Below are 19666 nucleotides of genomic sequence, written 5' to 3'. Positions count from 1 at the left end.
GGGCCGGCGAATCGGTTGGCCGGAGGTGACTGTGGGGCTTGCCGCGATGGGGTCTGCCGCATACTGTGATGTCCACTACATTACATCACATCACATATATTTGATGTGATCTCGAGGGAGGACAGACCATGCCACAGCAGGCGGAGACGACCGAGACGACGGCCGGCGAGCAGCCCGCAGCCCGGACGGAGCCGGCGCCGGAGACGTTCGCGTCCCTGGACCCGCGCAACGGCAACGTCCTGGCCGAGTACCCGATCCAAGGGGAGCGGGAGGTGCGCGACGCCGTCGACGCGGCCCGCGCCGCCGCGCAATGGTGGAACGCTCTCGGGTTCGACGGCCGCAAACAATGGCTCCTCGACTGGAAGAAGTCGATGGCCCGGGACGGCGAGCAGCTGGCCGCGCTCGTCGCCGCGGAAACCGGCAAGCCGTACGACGACGCGCTCCTCGAAGTGATGCTCGCCATCGAACACCTCGACTGGGCCGCGAAGAACGCGGGCAAGGTTCTGAAGCGGCGGAAGGTGCCATCGGGACTGGTCAGCGCGAACCAGGCCAGCAGCGTCGGATACGAGCCGATGGGTGTGGTCGGTGTCATCGGGCCGTGGAACTACCCCGTGTACACGCCGATGGGGTCGATCTCCTATGCGCTGGCGGCGGGCAACACCGTCGTCTTCAAGCCCAGCGAGCTGACCCCCGGGGTCGCGGTGTGGCTCGCCGACAAGTGGAAGGCGCTCGTCCCCAACCAACCTGTACTGCAGGTGGTCACCGGAGACGGGTCGACCGGCGCTGCTCTCGTCTCGGCCGGGGTCGACAAGATTGCCTTCACCGGATCTGCCGCCACCGGCAAGCGCGTCATGGCCGCGTGTGCCGAAACGCTGACCCCCCTCGTCGTCGAGGCGGGCGGCAAGGACGCCATGCTCGTCGACGCCGACGCGAACCTGGACGAGGCCGCCGGCTTCGCGGTGTTCGGGGCGATGGGCAACGCTGGACAGACGTGCGCCGGCGTCGAGCGCATCTACGTCGTCGACTCGGTCTACGACGAGTTCGTCCGGCTGGTCGCCGAGAAGTCGAAGGTCCTGCGCCCCGGCCCCCGGGACGCCGCATACGGTCCGATGACGATGGCCAGCCAGTCCGACGTCGTCCGCGGCCACGTCCAGGATGCACTCGACAAGGGCGGATCCGCTGTGGTCGGCGGACTGGAATCCATCAAGGACGGCTACGTCGGACCGATCGTGCTGACCGGCGTTCCCGAGGACAGCACCGCGATCCGCGAGGAGACGTTCGGCCCCACGGTCGTCATCAACAGGGTCGCCAGCCTCGACGAGGCGGTCACGAAGGCCAACGGCACCACGTTCGGGCTCGGCGCGTCCATCTTCACCAGGGATGCGACGAAGGCGATGCAGGCTGCCGAAAAACTCAGGGCCGGAGTGGTGACGATCGGTTCGGTGCTCGGGTTCGCCGGCGTGGCGGCGCTGCCGTTCGGCGGTGTCGGAGACTCGGGCTTCGGCCGGATCCACGGAGCGGACGGTCTGCGTGAATTCAGCCGGGTCAAATCCATCGCCCGGCAGAGATTCGCGGCTCCGCTGAACCTGCTCACCATGCAGCGCAAGTCGCGGGACATGAAGATCTCGGCCTGGATGTTGAAGAACCGGCACGGACGCTGATCACGCGGCAGGAGGGTATTCACATGCTGATGAAGAGCAAGCGCGCCGACTCCGGCGCGCCGGGCGGGGTTCCGCGGGGCAGGCACGGCTGGCAGCGGCGGATCGAGGAACTCGACCCGGTCCGGGATCACCAGGAGATCCATCGCATCACGGCCGGCTACGAGTTTCCGTGGGACTACCAGCGGTCGCTCGAGTTCGCGCTGTTCCGGACATACTGTGTCCCCACCATTTCGGAACTGCTGCAGCGCACCGGTGAGTTCGAGAAACGGCCGCAGAAGAGGTACGACGACACCGCACTGCTGATGGCCGAACTCGTCGAACACGGCTACGACTCCGAGCGCGGCATCGAATCACTGCGCGTCGTGAACCGAATGCACGGCAAGTACGACATCGACAACGGCGACATGCTGTACGTGCTGACCACCTTCATCTACGAGCCGATCGACTGGATCGACCGCTTCGGATGGCGGCGGCTGACTCCGAACGAGCGTCTCGCGTGTTTCCACTTCTACCGTCAGGTGGGAATCCGAATGGGAATCAAGAACATTCCCGAGAGTTTCGAGGACTTCTACCGGTTCAAAGTCGACTACGAGCGGAAGTATTTCCGGTACACCGACGACAACCATCGCGTCGGCACCTACACGCTGAAGCTGTTCTGTTCCTGGTTTCCGGCGCCACTCCGGCCCCTCGTCGCGCAGGGGGTCTACGCGCTCCTCGACCCGATGATGCTGGCAGCGTTCGGGTTTCCCGCCGCCCCGATCTGGCTGCAGAACGCGTCCCGCCGTGCGCTGGGGGTCCGTGCGAGGTTCGTGCGCTTCCTACCGCCACGTCGGGAGTCCAAGGCCGCACGGGATCGGCACAACCGGAGCTACCCCGGATACCCGGTGGGCTACCGTCCCCGTGATCTGGGCGCGGACAGCGACAATCACCGCGGATTCCGTCGACGCGCCGCGTGACGGCTGTGTCCCTGGGCGACTCGTCCAGGGACACGGCCTCAGTGGCCCAGTAGGACCGCCGTCATCAGGGTGTGGAGACGCGCACGCGACTCCTCGCGGGTGTCGAAGTGGACCAGTCGGCCGATGTCGAGCACCAGCCCCAGCGCTGCGTGTACCAGGAACCGTGCCTCCGGAGCCGAGAGTTCGGTGCGCACGGTGGTCACCAGGTGGACCCACTCCTCGACGTGCAGGCGCTGCACGTTGCGGAGATTGGTCCGCTCGTTCTTCGGGAGGTTCCCGATTTCCGCGAAGTACACCGACAGCACTTCCGGGTTCCCGAACGAGAGTTCCAGGTAGGACTCGGCGAGTTTGCGGAGCGCATCCTCGGGGCCGGTGGCGGTGGACAGCGCCGCCGAGGTGGCCACGGCCAGCCGGTCGGACGCGCGGTAGAACACCGCTGCGAGAAGGTCGGCCTTACTGGGGAAGTGGCGGTACACGCTCGACGCGTTGATGCCGGCCGCGGCGCCGATTTCTTCGATGCTCGAGTCGTGGTAGCCGTGCCGGTCGAAGATCTTGACGGCCTCGTTGATCAGCAACTCACGCTTGGACGTCACCGCCAGGCCGCGTACCGCACCTGTGCCCGTGTTCCTTCCTTCGGTCGGGACGGCGGGAGGCAGTGTCGCGCGCAGGATCGATTCGCACGCCGACTTCAGAAGCGCGTCGAGCCGGCGCGTCGCGAGAGTGGTGCGGTGTGCGCTGATGCTCCCCATCACGCTCAGCGTCGACGCCCCCAGCGTCGTGGCGTCGACGGACGTGAGTTCGGGTCGCAGTTCCCGCAGGGGGTCTGCCACGCATCGGGTGACGTGAACGAAGACGTCGCGGATGCGCGTGCGATCCTCGGCCTCGAGGTACCGGCCCTCCCAGCGGTAGAGCCCGGCGACCTTGCGGTTCTCGATGGTGTTCGCGACGAGCGCGGAGATCAGATGGTCGAGTCGGTCGCCGGGCTCGCGCTCGGCCATGCCGTCGAGGGCGCCGTCCGCTGCCGCCTGCAGTGCGTCGGCTGTCGTGGTGGCGGCGTGTACGAGCAGGGCGTACTTGTTGGGGTAGTGCCGGTAGAGGGCGGGGCCGGAGATCCCGATGGTGGCCGCGATCTCGTCGACGCCGACCGCGTGGTAGCCGCGCTCGCTGAAGGCCTCGGCCGCGACGTTCGCGATCTGGGCCTTGCGATTCTTCGGGCGACGGCGGATCGGCCGCTCGGTGGCGGCACCGGCCGCCGTGCTGGTCCGGGCCACGGTCACCTCCATCGATCGGCAGTCTTCTGCCAGTTTAACTGTCGATGATCTTAACCGAGACTTTCGCATCGTCGGGTCGGCTGAGGGTCGCGTGCGGAGAAATTGTGACCCCACATTCTCGGAACATGCCGGTGAATCTGGCTGCGGAGTTGCCGTAGAGCTATTGACACGTGAGGAACGCGCAGAATAAGTTAACGACAATTCGCATGTGTCCGCGGTCTCCTGACGGTCGTGCGCTCCTGGATGTCACATTTCGAACTATCGGAGGTACTGGATCATGGGTGCAACCCGGCAGAGCGGGCAGGCATTGATCTTCGACGCGATCAGAACCCCTCGCGGACGGGGTAAGAGCAACGGTGCCCTCCACGGCACCAAGCCCATCGACCTGGCGGTCGGGTTGATCGAGGAGATCCAGGTCCGGAATCCGAGTCTGGACCCGGCACTGATCGACGACATCGTGCTCGGAATCGTGTCGCCGCTGGGTGAACAGGGCGGCGTGCTTCCGCGTGTCGCGGCGCTGGCTGCCGGACTGCCCGAGACCGTCGCGGGTGTCCAGATCAACCGCTTCTGTGCCTCCGGTCTCGAGGCCGTCAACCTCGCCGCGCAGAAAGTGGCCTCCGGCTGGGAAGACTTCGTTCTCGCGGGCGGCGTCGAGTCCATGTCGAAGGTGCCCATGGGATCGGACGGCGGTGCATGGGGACTCGATCCGGCGACGAACTACGACACCTACATGGTCCCGCAGGGGATCGGCGCCGATCTCATCGCGACCATCGAGGGATTCGGTCGCAGCCAGGTCGACGAGTTCGCAGTTCGCTCACAGGAACTGGCGGCCGACGCCTGGGCCGACGGACGGTTCGATCGCTCGGTCGTCCCGGTGCGGGACCGCAACGGTGTCGTCGTCCTCGACCGGGACGAGCACATGCGGCCCGGCGCCACCGTCGAGGGCCTGTCGGCGTTGACGCCGTCGTTCGCCGCTCTCGGGGAGCAGGGCGGATTCTCCGCGGTGGCACTGCAGAAATACCACTGGGTGGAGCGCATCGACCATGTCCACCACGCCGGCAACTCGTCCGGAATCGTGGACGGTGCCTCCCTGGTGCTCATCGGCAGCGCAGAAGCAGGTGAACGCGCCGGCCTCGCGCCGCGCGGCGGAATCGTGTCCACGGCAGTCATCGGCTCCGAGTCGACGATCATGCTCACCGGTCCCGCGCCCTCGGCGCGCAAAGCACTGGCGAAGGCCGGGCTCGACGTCTCCGACATCGATCTGTTCGAGATCAACGAGGCCTTCGCCTCCGTGGCGCTGAAGTTCGCCAAGGACCTCGAGATCCCGCTCGACAAGGTGAACGTGAACGGTGGCGCCATCGCGATGGGCCACCCCCTGGGCGCCACCGGCGCAATGATCCTCGGCACGCTGCTCGACGAACTCGAACGCCGGGGCAAGCGTTACGGCCTGGCCACCCTGTGCGTCGGCGCGGGCATGGGCATCGCGACGGTCGTCGAACGCATCCAGCACTGACCACAGGAGAAGCGAACAGCATGACTGACAGCACAATTCGGTACGAGAAGGACGCCGATGGAATCGTCACCCTCGTTCTCGACGACCCCGCCCAGTCCGCGAACACGATGAACGAGGGGTTCATCGTGTCCCTGGGCGAGGTCGTCGACCGCTTGACCGCCGAGCGCGACACCATCGCCGGGGTGGTGGTCACCTCCGCGAAGAAGACCTTCTTCGCCGGCGGCGACCTCAACGACATCCTGAAGTCCCGCGCGGGACAGGCCGAGGCGGTGATGGCGAACGTCGACCGCATCAAGGAACCACTCCGCAGGTTGGAGACGCTGGGCAGGCCCGTCGTCGCGGCCATCGGCGGCGCCGCCCTGGGCGGCGGACTCGAGATCGCACTCGCCACCCACCATCGGATCGCGCTGAATGCCGCAGGCGTGCAGATCGGACTCCCCGAGGTGACGCTCGGTCTCCTTCCCGGCGGGGGCGGCGTGGTCCGGACGGTGCGCCTGCTCGGAATCGTCCCCGCTCTCACCCAGGTTCTCCTGCAGGGGCAGCGTCACACCGCGGAGAAGGCGCACGGTCTCGGCCTGATCGACGAACTCGTGGACGACGTCGATCACCTGGTGCCCGCGGCGAAGAAGTGGATCGCCGACAACCCCGACGCAGTGCAGCCGTGGGATGTGAAGGGGTACCGGCTTCCCGGTGGAACTCCCGCGTCCCCGGCGCTGGCCGCGAACCTTCCCGCATTCCCTGCCAACCTGCGGAAACAGCTCAAAGGCGCGCCCTATCCGGCTCCGATTGCGATCATGAGCGCTGCCGTCGAAGGCGCGCTCGTCGACTTCGACACGGCTCAGAAGATCGAGAACCGCTACTTCGCCGGGCTGGCCACGGGACAGATCTCGAAGAACATGATCCGCGCGTTCTTCTTCGACCTCCAGAAGGCCAACAGTCTGGTCGAGCAGTACGACGGAGCAGGCCGCGTACCCGTCGGCACGGTCGCGGTGCTCGGCGCCGGGATGATGGGCGCCGAGCACAGCGTACGTGTGTGCCAAGTCGGGCATGAACGTGGTGCTGAAGGACGTGAGCCTGGCCGCGGCCGAGAAGGGCAAGGGCTACTCGAAGACTCTTCTGGACAAGGCGGTCGCCAAGGGCCGGACGTCCCCCGAGAAGGCCGAATCGATCCTCGCGCGGATCCTCCCCACCGACAGGCCCGACGACACTGCGGGCGCCCAGCTGGTCATCGAGGCCGTGTTCGAGGACCCGGCCGTGAAGAACACGGTGTTCGCCGAGATCGACGGCTTCATCGCGCCCGACGCACTGCTCTGCTCCAACACGTCGACATTGCCGATCACCCTCCTCGGCGAAAACGTCTCGCGCACCGAGGACTTCATCGGCCTGCACTTCTTCTCGCCGGTCGACAAGATGCCCCTTGTCGAGATCATCAAGGGGGAGAAGACGAGCGACGACGCGCTCGGACGCGCGCTCGCCGTGGTCCGGCAGATCGGCAAGACTCCGATCGTCGTCAACGACAGCCGCGGGTTCTTCACGAGCCGCGTCATCGGTACGTTCACCAACGAAGGTATCGCGATGCTCGGCGAGGGCGTCTCCCCGGTGTCGATCGAGCAGGCGGCGTCGCAGGCCGGATACCCCGCTCCTGTCCTCGCGCTGATGGACGAACTGACGCTCACGCTGCCCCGCAAGATCCGCGAGGAGACGAAGGCCGCGATACTCGCCGAGGGGAAATCCTGGGAGCCACATCCGGCGGATGCCGTCGTCGATCGCATGATCGACGAGTTCGGCCGCAGGGGTCGCTCCACGGGCGCCGGCTTCTACGAATACGCGGACGGTAAGCGCGTCGGATTGTGGTCCGGGCTCGAGACGTTCCGGCGCGACGGTGCGCGCACCGAGATTCCGTTCGAGGACATCAAGGAGCGGATGCTCTTCATCGAAGCCGTCGAGACGGTCCGCTGCCTGGAAGAGGGGGTGCTCGAATCGACCACCGACGCCAACGTCGGTTCCATTCTGGGCATCGGCTACCCCGGCTGGACGGGCGGCGTGGCCCGCTACATCGACCAGTACCCGGGCGGGATCCAGGGATTCGTCTCCCGGGCGCAGCTTCTCGCCGCGCGGTACGGGGACCGATTCCTCCCACCCCAACTACTGCTGGACAAGGCCGCCACCGGCGGCACGTTCGAAGAGGTGAACTGAATGAGGACGAAATTCACCGAGGCCTTCGGTGTCGAGCACCCGATCGTCCAGGGTGGCATGATGTGGGTCGGCCGTGCCGAACTCGTAGCGGCCGTGGCCGATTCGGGAGCGCTCGGATTTCTCACCGCGCTCACCCAGCCGACCCCCGAACATCTCGTCGCGGAGATCGCCCGCACACGGGAGCTCACCGACAAACCGTTCGGCGTGAATCTCACCATCCTCCCGTCGATCAACCCGCCGCCGTACGCCGAGTACCGCCAGGCGATCATCGATTCCGGAATCGGCATCGTCGAGACCGCCGGCTCCAATCCGGTGGACCACCTCCCGCACCTCAAGGACGCGGGGATCAAGGTGATCCACAAGTGCACGAGCGTGCGGCACGCGGTGAAGGCGGAACAGGTCGGTGTCGACGCGGTCAGCATCGACGGCTTCGAATGTGCAGGCCACCCCGGTGAGGACGACGTCGCGGGCCTGATCCTGATCCCGGCCGCCACCCGAAAGCTCACGATCCCCGTGATCGCGTCCGGCGGTATCGCGGACGCGCGCGGTCTCGTCGCCGCGCTCGCACTCGGCGCCGACGGCGTGAACATGGGCACCCGATTCATGTGCACGGTCGAATCCCCGGTGGCACACGCCGTCAAGGAACAGATCGTCGCCAACACCGAATGCGACACCGAACTCATCTTCCGATCCCTTCGCAACACCGCCCGCGTCGCGAGCAACGCGATCAGTGCCGAGGTGGTCGACATCGAGTCCCGTGGCTGCGAATTCGCCGACATCCAGCATCTCGTCGCCGGAGCCCGGGGACGCACGGTGTTCGAAGTGGGCGATCTCGACGCCGGAATCTGGACCGCGGGACAGAGTCAGGGCCTGATCGACGACATCCCGACCGTGCGCGAACTCGTGACCCGGATGGTCGCGGAGGCGGAATCGATCATCACCGGGCGGCTCGCGCGCACGGTCGACTCGCGCATCGGAGCGGTGTCGTGACCGCGCCGGCGGTCGACGGGCTGCGCGTCGTCAACGAGGCCGGGGTCCTCCGGATCACGATCGACCGCCCCGACCGGATGAATGCCCTCGACCTGGCACACATGACGGCGCTGGGCGACGTGCTCACCGCAGCCGCCACGGACTCCTCGGTTCGCGTCGTGATCATCGCGGGGGCGGGCAAGGCGTTCAGCACGGGCGCGGACCTCGCGGCGGCCGCCGCGGCCGGAGGCCGGGAAGCCACCGCGGAGGTGGTGATGGACTCCGCCAACAGGGTGGTTCGTGCCATCGTCGAGTTGCCGGTCCCGGTCATCGCTCAGGTGAACGGGGCGGCCGCGGGCGTCGGGGCGTCCATCGCTCTGACGGCCGACCTGACATATGCCTCCGAGAATGCCTATCTACTCCTCGCGTTCGTCAACATCGGGTTGATGCCCGACGGCGGTTCCAGCGCGCTGATCGCGGCGTCCATCGGCCGGGCACGGGCTACCCGGATGGCTCTCCTCGGAGAGCGCTTACCCGCCGCACAGGCGGAGCGGGACGGACTGATCGCCGGCGTCCTTCCTCCGGACGAACTCGCCGCGCATGTCGATGCCGTGGCGGCCCGGCTCGCTCGTGGTCCGAGGCGGGCCATCGAACTCACCAAGCGGGCACTCACCGCAGCGACGCTCACAGCTCTGGATGCATCACTCGACCGCGAGAAGGCGGGCCAGGCGGAACTGCTGCAGGCCCCCGACTTCGTCGAAGGCGTCACCGCGATGCTCGCGAAACGCGCTCCGAACTTCCGGAGCTGATGCGAATTGCGGTTAACAAGACTGTTCCGATAGACGTCGAGATCTGTAATACTCGTCACAGCTCGGTGCGGGTCCGAACGGACGGACGGGCGCCGGGCGCGAGTACAGCGAAGGGACCACCACCACATGTCGTCACGTAGCGAGCTGCTGGAGCAGCCACTGCAATCCCGCCGCAACCACTGGAACAACTGGGTTGCGTCGCACGCGGAGATGAAGCCCGATCAGGCCGCGTTCCGCTTTCTCGGCCACAGTACGACCTGGCGCGAATTGCACGACCGATCGGAGGCGCTCGCCGGCGCGCTGTCCCGCCGCGGTGTGAACTTCGGCGACCGTGTTCTGCTGCTCACCCTCAACCGCACCGAATTCTTCGAAGCGGTTCTCGCGATCAATGCCCTCGGTGCCATCGCGGTCCCCGTCAACTTCCGGCTCACCCCGCCCGAGGTCGCGTTCATCGCCCGTGACTGCGGGGCTCGTGCGGTGTTCACCGAGCCCGCGCTCGCACCGCTGGTCGCGGCGGTGCGTCAGGACGTTCCCGAACTGAGCCTGGTCGTGAACATCGGCGCCGACTCGGAAGCCGGCGTGCTCGGTTACGAAGAACTCGTGTCGGAGGCCGGCCCGGCGTATGCACCCGTCGATCTGCCCGAGGACACACCGTCCCTGATTCTCTACACGTCCGGAACGACGGGTACACCCAAGGGTGCGGTGCTCTCGCACTCGAACATGGTCGGACAGTCCATCACCTGTATCCGCGCGATGCGCTACGACCGCGGCGACGACATCGGGTTCCTCGCGTCCCCCGTCTTCCACGTGGCAGCTCTCGGTTCCGTCGCCCCGATGCTGATGCTGGGCGGTACCACGGTGATTCACCCGCTCAAGGCGTTCAACCCCACCGAGATGCTCGACGTGTGGGAGCAGGAGCGGATCACGACGGTGTTCCTCGTGCCGGTGCAGTGGCAGGCCGTCTGCGCCGACCCGACCGTCCGGGGTCGCGACCTCGCCCTTCGCGTCATCAGCTGGGGTGCGGCGCCCGCATCGGATACGGTGCTGCGCGCCATGGCGGACACGTTCCCGCGGGCGCTCATCGTCGCCGTGTTCGGGCAGACCGAGATGTCGCCCATCACCTGCGTCCTCGACGGGGACGACGCGATCCGCAAGCTGGGCTCGGTGGGCAAACCGATCCCGACGATCCAGACGCGCGTCGTGGACGACGACATGAACGACGTCGCACCCGGGACCGTCGGCGAAATCGTCTACCGCGGACCGACGATGATGCTCGAGTACTGGCAGAACCCGGCCGCCACGGCGGATGCGTTCGCCGGTGGGTGGTTCCACTCCGGAGATCTGGTGCGGCAGGACGACGAAGGATTCGTCTACGTCGTCGACAGAAAGAAGGACATGATCATCTCCGGCGGCGAGAACATCTACTGCGCCGAGGTGGAGAACGTCCTGTTCGGACACCCGCGGATCCGGGAGGCCGCCGTCGTGGGCAGGCCCGATCCCAAGTGGACCGAGGTGCCCGTCGCCGTCGTCGCACTCGACGACGAGGGATCCGACCTGACCGTGGAAGAACTCGCGGCGTGGCTCGACGACAAGCTTGCCCGGTACAAGCACCCGAAAGACGTCGTGATCGTCGACGCACTGCCCCGCAACGCCAGCGGCAAGGTCGTCAAAGGCGAGCTCCGAAAGGCCCACGGCGCAACCGGCGTCGCGGTCGTCTGACCCCGTATCGAACATCTCGAGCCGGTCGCCACTCTGCGGTGACCGGCAACGGGGGAGGACCGCGTGACATTCGAGTTGCCACCCGCCAAAGGGCCCGTGAGTCATTTCGCCAACGAAGTCGGCGCACTCATCGGATTCTCGATCGCGACTACGGTGGCCGCGGTGCGAGTTCTGGTGCGGCGCAAGCTGGCCTGGCGGGAACTGCTGGACCAGGCCTGGCGGATCGCGTCGGTCACGTCGGCGCCCGCCCTGCTGTTGATGATCCCCATCGGAGTCCTCATCGCGGTCACGATCGGTAGCCTCGCCGGTCAGCTCGGCGCCGAGGGGTACACCGGGGCGGTCGTAGGGTTCGTGATCGTCGGGCAGGCGTCCGCACTGGTCTGCGCGCTGATGCTGGCCGGGGTCGGAGGGTCCGCGATCTGCGCCGACCTCGGCTCGCGGACGATCCGCGAAGAGGTCGAGGCCATGGAGGTCCTCGGGCTCAACGTGATCGAGCGGCTCGTCGTCCCGCGAGTGCTCGCGGCGGTGATCGTCGGCGTCGCACTGTGCGCGATGGTCACCGCCGTCGGAGTGTCGGCCTGCTTCCTCTTCCAGGTGGTCGTCCAGAACAGTTCGGCGGGAAGCTTTCTCACCGCACTGTCCCAGTACACGCGGTTGTCGGATTTCGTGGTCGCCCTCGTCAAATCGATGGCGTTCGCGGTGACATCGGCGCTCGTCGCCAGTTTCAAGGGGCTGCACGCCAAGGGCGGACCCAGCGGTGTCGCCGACGCCGTCAACGAGGCCGTCGTCCTGGCCTTCATCCTGGTCTTCATCGTCAACACGGTGCTCAGTCAGCTCTATTCCGTTCTCGTCGTCCCGGTAGGTGGTTACTGATGGTCGTGAGTGCCAGATGGCCCGCCGGGCACTGGGTGCGGACCCGGGCCCGCCAGCCCCTCGACCTGATGACGGGGCTGGGCCGGGAATTCACGTTCTACGGCAATGTGATCGCTGGAATTCCCCTCGCGATCGTCAAGTACTGGCGGCACATCATGCGGCAGATCGGCGACATCAGTTTCGGCGGTGCCACGCTGCTCGCCGGCGGCGGCGCGATCGGCGTCGTCTTCGCGATGTCCGCCGTCGCCGCGACGCAGGTGGGCATCGAGGGGCTGCGCGGACTGGACCTGCTCGGTATGGGATCCCTGTCCGGACTCCTGTCGGCGATCCTCAACACCCGCGAACTGGCGCCCGTGATCGCCAGCATCGCGCTCGCGGCGAAGGTCGGAACCGGATTCACCGCCCAGCTCGGCGCCATGCGAATCTCGGAGGAGATCAGTGCGCTGGATGCGATGGCGATCCGGTCGCTGCCGTTCCTCGCGAGCACACGACTCGTCTCGTGCCTGATCTGTGTGATCCCGTTGTACATCGTCGGCCTGCTGTCGTCGTACCTCGCTTCGCGGCTGGTGATCGTCACATTCGGCGGGCAGTCGGCCGGAACCTACGACTACTACTTCCATCTCATGCTCACCCCCACCGACGTCGTGTACTCCTTCGTCAAGGCTGTCGTGTTCGCGACGATCATCGCGCTCGTCCATTGCTCGTACGGGTACCACGCGTACGGCGGCCCCGAGGGCGTCGGCCGTGCGGCCGGACGCGCCTTGCGTACCAGCATCCTCGCCATCGGCATCGTCGACCTGCTCCTGACGCTCTCGCTGTGGGGCCTCGTCCCGTCCGCCCCCGCACTGGGGTTGCCGTGATGCGCGGCCGTCCGGGGGGACCGGGCAACGGCGCACTCGCCGTGCGGGGGGTGATCGGAGTGGCCGTCCTGATCCTGGGATCGGCATTGCTGGTCGGTTTCGGCACCGGTGCGATCGTCACCGATCCGGTGGTGACAGCGACGCTTCCGGCCGACGCCGGTGCCGTGAAGTCGCACACCACGGTGTCCTACAAGGGGGCGACCGTGGGGACCGTGTCGAGTGTCGACCCCGGAATGAACGAGACCGGCATGGACATCAGTCTCCGCCCGGAACAGATGCGTCACATCCCGGCGTCCGTGCAGGTGCGGGTCGTGCCCCGCACGCTGTTCGGTGACCAGACCGTGGAGCTGGTGTCGACCGCCGGAACCGGCGGCGCCCGACTCGAGGCCGGCGCGCGGCTGCAACCCGACACCTCGGCCGAGACCGTCCAGATGTACGACCTGTACTCGAAGGTCTACGACATGCTGTCGCGGGTGAAGCCGGAGCAGATGCAGGCCGCACTCAGTGCCGTCGCGGACGCGTTGCGTGGCCGCGGCGAGCAGCTGGGGCACACCATCGACAGCCTCCACACGGTGGCGACGTCGACCGCGCCCCTCGTCGAGTCGGTCGCGGAGCGGGCGCCGCAGATCGCCCGGATCAGTGAGCAGCTGGCCGCGGCCGCACCGGACGTCCTCGCCACCATGGACGCGGCGGTGTCCCTGTCGAGCACTCTCGTCGAGAACACCGACAGCTTCACGGGCTTCCTCGCCGCCTCACTCGTCGTGTCGAGGAACTCCGGCGACGTCCTGGAACAGAACGCGGACAACATGATCGCGGTGGCCCTGAACGTCTCGCCGACCCTGGGCACCATGGCCAGCAAGTCCGATCTGCTGCGGGCCACCCTCGACGAGGCAGGCCCGTTCGGCGAGGCCGGCGCCGCCGTCTTCTCCACCGGCAAGTTCGCGGTCCGCGTTGCCGCGGACCTGTCCAACCCGCGGCCCTACACGTCGGTCGACTGCCCGCGGTATCCCGGCGTGGACGGACCGAACTGCGGGGGAGGTGGCGGAGGATGAGCGTCCGGAACTCGGCAATCAAACTGGCGATATTCGCCGTCCTCGGCATCCTCTCGGCAGTGCTCGTGGTGAACACTCTGCGGGTGCCGGTCGAGGGGCAGACCGTGACGTACACGGCGTTGTTCACCGACGCCCAGGGGGTCACTCCCGGCAGCGACGTCACCATCGCCGGCGTGCGGGTGGGACGCGTCGATTCGATCGACATCGTCGACGGCGACGCCGGAAGTGCCACCGCCCTGGTGGACTTCGAGGTGCAGCGCGATCAGGTACTTCCCGCCGACACCACCGTCGCCATCCGATACGGCGACCTGCTGGGGGTCCGGTATCTCGATCTCGCGGCCGGGCCGTCGGGCCAGGGCACGCTCGAGGAGGGCGACACGATCCCGCTCGACCGAACGTCGCCCGCACTCGATCTCACCAGTCTCTTCAACGGATTCAAGCCACTGTTCGACGCCATCGACCCGAAACAGGTCAACGCACTCGCCACCGAAGTCGTCGCCGTGTTCGACGGCAGGAAGACGAGCATGGAAACTCTGCTGCGCCGGGTGGCGGACGTCACCGGCAACCTGGCAAATCACGATCAGCTGATCGGTGATCTCATCCGAAACCTCGAGGTGGTGGTGGGCACGGCGGCGGCGCGGGGTCCCGAGCTGTCCCACCTCGTCGACAGCCTCACCCAGTTCACCGGAATGCTCGCCGAGAACAACGAGGTGCTCATGGACACCCTCGATCAGAGTGCGGCGGTGAGCCGCTCGGCGCTGCAGATCGTGGACGGCCGCGTCCCGGAGCTCAGCCGCACCGTGGAACGGCTCGATTCGCTGACGGGGGCGATGCTGGGCGCCAACCCGGAATTCGATCACCTGATGGTCGCCATGCCGGAGTTCTTCTCGTCCGTCGACCGCTCGGGCTCGTACGGCTCGTGGCTCAACATCTACCTGTGCACCTTCATCGTCAACGTCGACGGTCGCGAAGGTGTCCTCGGTCCCGACCTGCATTCGAGGTACTGCCAATGAGTGTCACCGAGAAGGTGCGCGACGTCTGGGACTCGCTGGCCGGGAATCAGCGAGTGCGCCCCGTCAACCCGCTGATCGTCGGGATTGCCGGAATCCTCGCGGCAACGCTGGCGCTGGCGCTGGTTCTGGTGATCCCGCGGGTGAGCTTCGCGGTGCGGACCGACGGTTACACGGCCGAACTCGCGAACGCTGCGGGCCTGACCGATTCGGACTACGTGTACGTGGCGGGTGTCCCCGCCGGCCGGGTGACCGCAGTGGACCTGGCGGGCGATCACGTGGTCGTGCACTTCCGGCTCGACGGTGAGCGTCACCTCGGATCGACGACGTCCGCGGGAGTGAAGCTGTCGACCATCCTCGGCAAGCGATATCTGGACGTGGCGCCGTCGGGGCCGGGAGACCTGGGGGACGACGGGGTGATTCCACTCCGCCGCACCAGCGTCCCGTACTCGCTCGACGACATCGGGTCGTCCGCGATCGAGACGGCGGACGAACTCGACCTCGGGGGACTGCAGAAGATGCTCGCTGTCGTGACGGAGACGTTGCCGCAGGACGCGAACCTGAACCGGGAGGCACTGGCGGGTGTGAGTGCGGCGTCCGCGATCCTGGCGAAGAACGCCGACCAGGTGACGCAGCTGCTCGACAGCTCGCGGACCCTCACGGACGTGCTGGTCGGTCAGCAGGATCAGCTCACCACCCTGCTCGGTAATGCGGACGTCGTGATGAACACGCTCGCCACCCGGCGTGCGGCCATCCGCCAGATGGTCGACGATCTCCAGGCGCTCGTCGCACAGGCATCTCAGTTCCTGGGTGAGAACACCGCCGAGCTGGATTCACTGCTCGCGAACGCGAGGCAGGTGACGGACCGGTTGCAGGCGAACCTCGCGAACCTCGACGCGCTCCTGACCACGGGTGCACCGGCCGCGAGGGCACTCGTGAACGCGACCGGAACCGGCGACTGGGCCGACGTCTCGGCGCCGTCGGCCGTGATCGCCGACAACCTGCTCTGCGTCGTCGGGCTGATCACGGGGTGCTCGTGAACGCGGGCATCGCGCGCCGGGCCGCCGGGATCGGCGGCGTGCTCGCCCTCGTGGTGGCGGTCGTCGTGGCCGGCTGGCTGCTGATCTTCCGCACGTCGTCCACTGTCGTGCATTCCGAATTCGGCTACGTCAACGGCGTGTTCCCCGGCACCACGGTCTCGGTGCTCGGGGTTCCGGTCGGCACCGTCGAGGTGGTCGAGCCGAGAGGCGCGACCGTGATGGTCACGATGTCCGTCGCGTCGGACGTCGTGCTCCCCGCGGACGCGAACGCGTACGTGCTGGTGACGTCCGCGATCGGTGAGCGCTTCGTCGAACTCGGTCCCGCGTACACCGGCGGCCCGGTGTTCGAGAGTGGGCAGACCATTCCACCCGAACGCAGTCATTCGCCCATCACCTGGGACCAGCTGATGGACAGCGTCGACACCGTCGTCAAGGCGCTCGGCCCGGACGGAGGCGACGCCGGCGCCGCGATCTCCGCTGCCGCCGCGTCGACGGACGGCCTCGGTCCCGCGATGAACGACGCCATCCGCACACTGTCGCAGGCGAGTTCGGTGGTCGCGGGCAACAGTGCGGATGTCGGAGCGCTCGTCGACAACCTCGAGGTGCTCGTGAACACGATCTCGTCGCGTCAGGCGCAGGTCGATTCACTGGCCGGTTCGCTCACCGCGATCGGGGACGAGTTCGCCGGCCAGAAGTTCGCGATCGGCGACACGGTGAACCAGTTGTCCGCGCTCCTGAACCAGATCGACCAACTCGTGTCCGCCAGGGGCGGCGACGTCGCCGCCGGCATCGACAACCTCGCGGGCGTGAGCGAGGTGCTGCAGAGGCACGACACCGACCTCGCCGAGATCATGGACCTGGTGCCCTTGCTGATCGACAACATCCAGCGTGCGGTCACTCCGGACCAGCGTGCCCGCATCAGACTGAACATCTCCACGAACCTGGCGCAAGCCGAGCCGACGTCCCCGCTCTGCGCGGTGGTCGATCCGATCCTCTGCCGAGGAGCGGGAATCACCAACCCGATTCAGTTTCCGCCCAGCATGTCCGACCCGTTCGGGCTGCGCGAACTCATGGTCGGAGGACGATGACGATCCGGACGAGAACGAAGTCGCTGACGGCGGCACTGATCGTCGGTGTGATGCTGCCCGCCGCAGGGTGTTCGCTGAGCCTGCAGGATCTGTCGGTGGGCCGTTCGCCGGAAGGTCCGTCGTATCAGATCTCCGCGCAGTTCGACGGAGTCGATCGCGTCGTCCCGGGCGCCGAGGTCCGGGTGGGCCAGGAGGTGGTGGGCCGCGTCTCGGACGTGTCGACCCGGGACTTCACCGCTCACATCGAGATGCGGATCCGCGACGACGTCCCGATACCGCAGGATGCGACGGCCCGGATCGAATTGCCCACGGCCCTCGGCAATCCCTTCGTCCGGCTCGACGTCGGGGACGCGGCGGGCGCGCCGATGAGCGAGGGCGACACCATCCCACTGGATCGGACGTCGCGCGGTCCCGACATCGAGAGCGGCCTGGCCGCGCTGGCCACCGTGCTGAACGGCAGCGGCATCGACCAGATGCACGCCATCATGAACGAATTGACCGTCGCCTTCACGGGCCGCTCGGACAAGGTCCGGGAACTGGTGGACATGCTGAACGACACGCTGGGGGTCGTCGACGACCACCGGGACGAACTCGACCGGGCGATGGTGGCGTCCAATGCCTTCGCAGCGGAACTCGCTGCCGGGCAACCGATCCTCGACCGGGCGATGACCGGTCTGGTGCCGGCGGTGGATCTCCTGGTGTCGCAACGAGATCAGATCGTCGCGCTGATGGGGGAGGCGTCCCGTCTCAGCCGCGAGGCGCAGCACGTCCTCGGCAGCGCCGGATCCGAATTGTCGGCCGAGATCAGCGACGCGGGGGCCGTACTCACGGCGCTCGACGGGTTCGAGTCGCAACTCGCGCCGACACTGAATTCGGTGGCGACGTTCCTGGGTGGATTCGCCGCGGCCACACCGGGCGATTACACGACGTTCGACGGAACGTTCGACGTCACCGCCGTCATCGCCAAGCTGCTCACCGGATCGGCTCCGCTCGAGGTGCCGGAAGCCCGCACGCTGCCTGAGGTACTCGGCGGAGGCGTCCGATGATGACACGTCACGTGGTGGCGCAGCTGGTCCTGTTCCTCGTGATCTCGATCGCCGCGATTCTGTTCGGGCTGCGGTACGTCGCGGGCCCGGACACGTTCGGAACTCCCATTCACCTGAGTGCCCGGCTCGACCACGCCGCGGGCCTCGCCCAGGGAGCGTCCGTCAACTATCGCGGCGTCGGAGTGGGCACAATCAGCTCCGTCGACGTGAACCCCGGAGGGACGGGCGTCGTCCTCGGCATCGAACTGCATCCCGGTATGCAGGTGCCGGCCGGTTCGACCGCGAAGATCACCACCGAGAACGCGATCGGCATCCAGGCGCTCGACATCATGCCCGACGGCGCGGACCCGCCGTACCTCGCGGACGGAGACGTCGTCGAGGTTCCGGAGGAGGGAATCCCGCGCTCGCTCGACGCGACCCTCGTCGAGACCACGGACCTCGTGAACTCGATGGACGTCACCGCTCTGTCCTCGCTGGCCGACACGTTCGGCACCGCCTTCGGGGGCACGGGACCGGACCTGCAGAACCTGCTCGACGGTTCCGCCGACATCGCCCGGACACTCGAAACCCGCACCGACGCACTGTCGACCATCGTGAACAAGGGCATGCCGCTCCTGGACACGGCGGACGGTCTCACCGCGGCTCTGCCGGAATCGGCGAGTACGGCGCGGAACGTCCTCGAGCAATTGCGGGCCCACGATTCCGCCCTCGTCGACCTGCTCGGACGCTCGCCGCAGACGATGGCGAGCCTGGACGCGTTGCTGTCCGGAAATCGGGACTCACTGGGCGCGCTGATGGCGAATCTGGTTCTCCCCACCCAGATCGTCGGTGACCGCACACCCTCCCTCGACTACGGCCTGACGATCATGCCCGGCGCGCTGCCGAAGATCGCGTCGATCGAGAAGGGCGGACTCGCCGACCTACTCCTGGTCGGAACGCAGGGACCGATGTGCGTCTACGACGCCCCGCGCCGTCTGGTGACCGACGCGGAACCGAGTCAGCCCGCTCTGGACTGGACGTGCCAGTCGCAGCAGTACCTGGAGCAGCGGGGTGCCGTGAACGTGCCACGACCGGACGACCTGGGTCAGGAGAACGCGACGAGGAACGGCGGCGTCTACGGACCACCGGCTGCGGACGATCCGCTGGTGATCGAGCCGCCACTCACCGGGCACACCCCGCGCTAGGTCCGTGCACGAGCCGAGGAGAGAACATCGATGAGTAAACCGACGGGTGAGGCGGCGGGCGGCGTCGACACCGCCGGCCGTATCAGGAGGCTCACTCAGGCCGCACTCAATGCCGACGTCACGATCAGCCGCGTCGACGGCGTGGCACACGAGATCGGGACGTCCCTCGACGAATTCACCCGTGTGCTGGGCAGGTTCGACGCGTTGCTGGACAAGTTCGCCGATGGGCTCGACACCTTCGCCGGCACGGTCCGGTCGGTGGACGGCGTCGTCGGGTCGCTGGCGGCCACCGAACAGGACCTCGACGAGCTACTGCTGCGCGTCGGCCGGATCGTCGAGACGGTCGACTGGCTACTGACCCCCGCGACCGCGGCGCGTCGCCGGTTGGCCGGCATCAGATTCTTCTGACGTCCGGGAAT

16 protein-coding genes and 1 pseudogene are annotated in these 19666 nt (G+C 67.3%); 16 read left to right on the top strand and 1 reads right to left on the bottom strand.

Translation table 11 applies throughout. From position 1 onward, the window contains the following. Window positions 1–128: 128 nt before the first annotated feature. The gene (locus tag HGB39_RS14475; RefSeq protein WP_005564966.1) at window positions 129–1661 is read left to right on the top strand and encodes an aldehyde dehydrogenase family protein; all 1533 of its coding nucleotides are present in this window, start codon (window positions 129–131) and stop codon (window positions 1659–1661) included. A 23-nt stretch (window positions 1662–1684) separates the two neighbouring features. Continuing rightward, window positions 1685–2617, top strand: a complete 933-nt coding sequence (locus tag HGB39_RS14470; RefSeq protein WP_005564964.1) for an oxygenase MpaB family protein — start codon at window positions 1685–1687, stop codon at window positions 2615–2617. A 38-nt stretch (window positions 2618–2655) separates the two neighbouring features. On the opposite strand, the gene HGB39_RS14465 is transcribed toward HGB39_RS14470, so the two are convergent. Beyond that, entirely contained in the window at window positions 2656–3900 is a 1245-nt protein-coding gene (locus HGB39_RS14465) for a TetR/AcrR family transcriptional regulator (RefSeq protein WP_005253838.1), read from the bottom strand. 265 nt (window positions 3901–4165) lie between these two features. Here HGB39_RS14465 and HGB39_RS14460 point away from each other — a divergent pair, with 265 nt between their 5' ends. The 14 genes and pseudogenes from HGB39_RS14460 (at window position 4166) to HGB39_RS14395 (ending at window position 19655) form a co-directional block, all read left to right on the top strand. Next, window positions 4166–5401, top strand: coding sequence for an acetyl-CoA C-acetyltransferase (locus HGB39_RS14460; protein WP_005564960.1), 1236 nt, complete (start codon window positions 4166–4168; stop codon window positions 5399–5401). 20 nt (window positions 5402–5421) lie between these two features. After that, a pseudogene (locus tag HGB39_RS14455) lies at window positions 5422–7597 on the top strand (3-hydroxyacyl-CoA dehydrogenase NAD-binding domain-containing protein). Further along, window positions 7598–8587 carry an NAD(P)H-dependent flavin oxidoreductase gene (locus tag HGB39_RS14450; RefSeq protein ID WP_005564959.1) on the top strand — a complete coding sequence of 330 codons (990 nt, stop codon included), beginning with the start codon at window positions 7598–7600 and terminating at the stop codon, window positions 8585–8587. Then, window positions 8584–9375: an enoyl-CoA hydratase gene (locus tag HGB39_RS14445; protein ID WP_005564958.1), complete on the top strand. Its 792-nt coding sequence runs from the start codon at window positions 8584–8586 to the stop codon at window positions 9373–9375. The genes HGB39_RS14450 and HGB39_RS14445 overlap by 4 nt, the downstream gene beginning before the upstream one ends. A gap of 126 nt (window positions 9376–9501) precedes the next feature. Next, on the top strand, window positions 9502–11094 hold the full coding sequence (gene fadD5 / locus HGB39_RS14440) for a fatty-acid--CoA ligase FadD5 (RefSeq protein ID WP_005564957.1): 1593 nt from the start codon (window positions 9502–9504) through the stop codon (window positions 11092–11094). A gap of 63 nt (window positions 11095–11157) precedes the next feature. Beyond that, on the top strand, window positions 11158–11967 hold the full coding sequence (locus HGB39_RS14435) for an MlaE family ABC transporter permease (RefSeq protein WP_005239607.1): 810 nt from the start codon (window positions 11158–11160) through the stop codon (window positions 11965–11967). Further along, window positions 11967–12827 carry an MlaE family ABC transporter permease gene (locus HGB39_RS14430; RefSeq protein ID WP_005564955.1) on the top strand — a complete coding sequence of 287 codons (861 nt, stop codon included), beginning with the start codon at window positions 11967–11969 and terminating at the stop codon, window positions 12825–12827. The genes HGB39_RS14435 and HGB39_RS14430 overlap by 1 nt, the downstream gene beginning before the upstream one ends. Beyond that, window positions 12827–13879, top strand: a complete 1053-nt coding sequence (locus HGB39_RS14425) for an MCE family protein (RefSeq protein WP_005564954.1) — start codon at window positions 12827–12829, stop codon at window positions 13877–13879. Before HGB39_RS14430 ends, HGB39_RS14425 begins: the two co-directional genes overlap by 1 nt. Continuing rightward, entirely contained in the window at window positions 13876–14892 is a 1017-nt protein-coding gene (locus HGB39_RS14420; RefSeq protein WP_005564953.1) for an MCE family protein, read from the top strand. Before HGB39_RS14425 ends, HGB39_RS14420 begins: the two co-directional genes overlap by 4 nt. Then, window positions 14889–15929, top strand: coding sequence for an MCE family protein (locus HGB39_RS14415; protein ID WP_005564952.1), 1041 nt, complete (start codon window positions 14889–14891; stop codon window positions 15927–15929). The genes HGB39_RS14420 and HGB39_RS14415 overlap by 4 nt, the downstream gene beginning before the upstream one ends. After that, the gene (locus HGB39_RS14410; protein WP_043788885.1) at window positions 15926–17017 is read left to right on the top strand and encodes an MCE family protein; all 1092 of its coding nucleotides are present in this window, start codon (window positions 15926–15928) and stop codon (window positions 17015–17017) included. Before HGB39_RS14415 ends, HGB39_RS14410 begins: the two co-directional genes overlap by 4 nt. After that, complete coding sequence (locus tag HGB39_RS14405) at window positions 17014–18063, top strand: MCE family protein (RefSeq protein ID WP_005564950.1); 1050 nt, start codon at window positions 17014–17016, stop codon at window positions 18061–18063. The genes HGB39_RS14410 and HGB39_RS14405 overlap by 4 nt, the downstream gene beginning before the upstream one ends. Next, on the top strand, window positions 18060–19247 hold the full coding sequence (locus tag HGB39_RS14400; protein ID WP_005564949.1) for an MlaD family protein: 1188 nt from the start codon (window positions 18060–18062) through the stop codon (window positions 19245–19247). Before HGB39_RS14405 ends, HGB39_RS14400 begins: the two co-directional genes overlap by 4 nt. A 30-nt stretch (window positions 19248–19277) precedes the next feature. Further along, window positions 19278–19655, top strand: coding sequence for a hypothetical protein (locus tag HGB39_RS14395; RefSeq protein WP_005564948.1), 378 nt, complete (start codon window positions 19278–19280; stop codon window positions 19653–19655). Window positions 19656–19666: the final 11 nt, after the last annotated feature.

The organism is Rhodococcus opacus (assembly GCF_012396235.1).
GTDB classification, from domain to species: Bacteria; Actinomycetota; Actinomycetes; order Mycobacteriales; family Mycobacteriaceae; genus Rhodococcus_F; species Rhodococcus_F opacus.
This window is presented reverse-complemented; position numbering and strand designations above follow the sequence as displayed.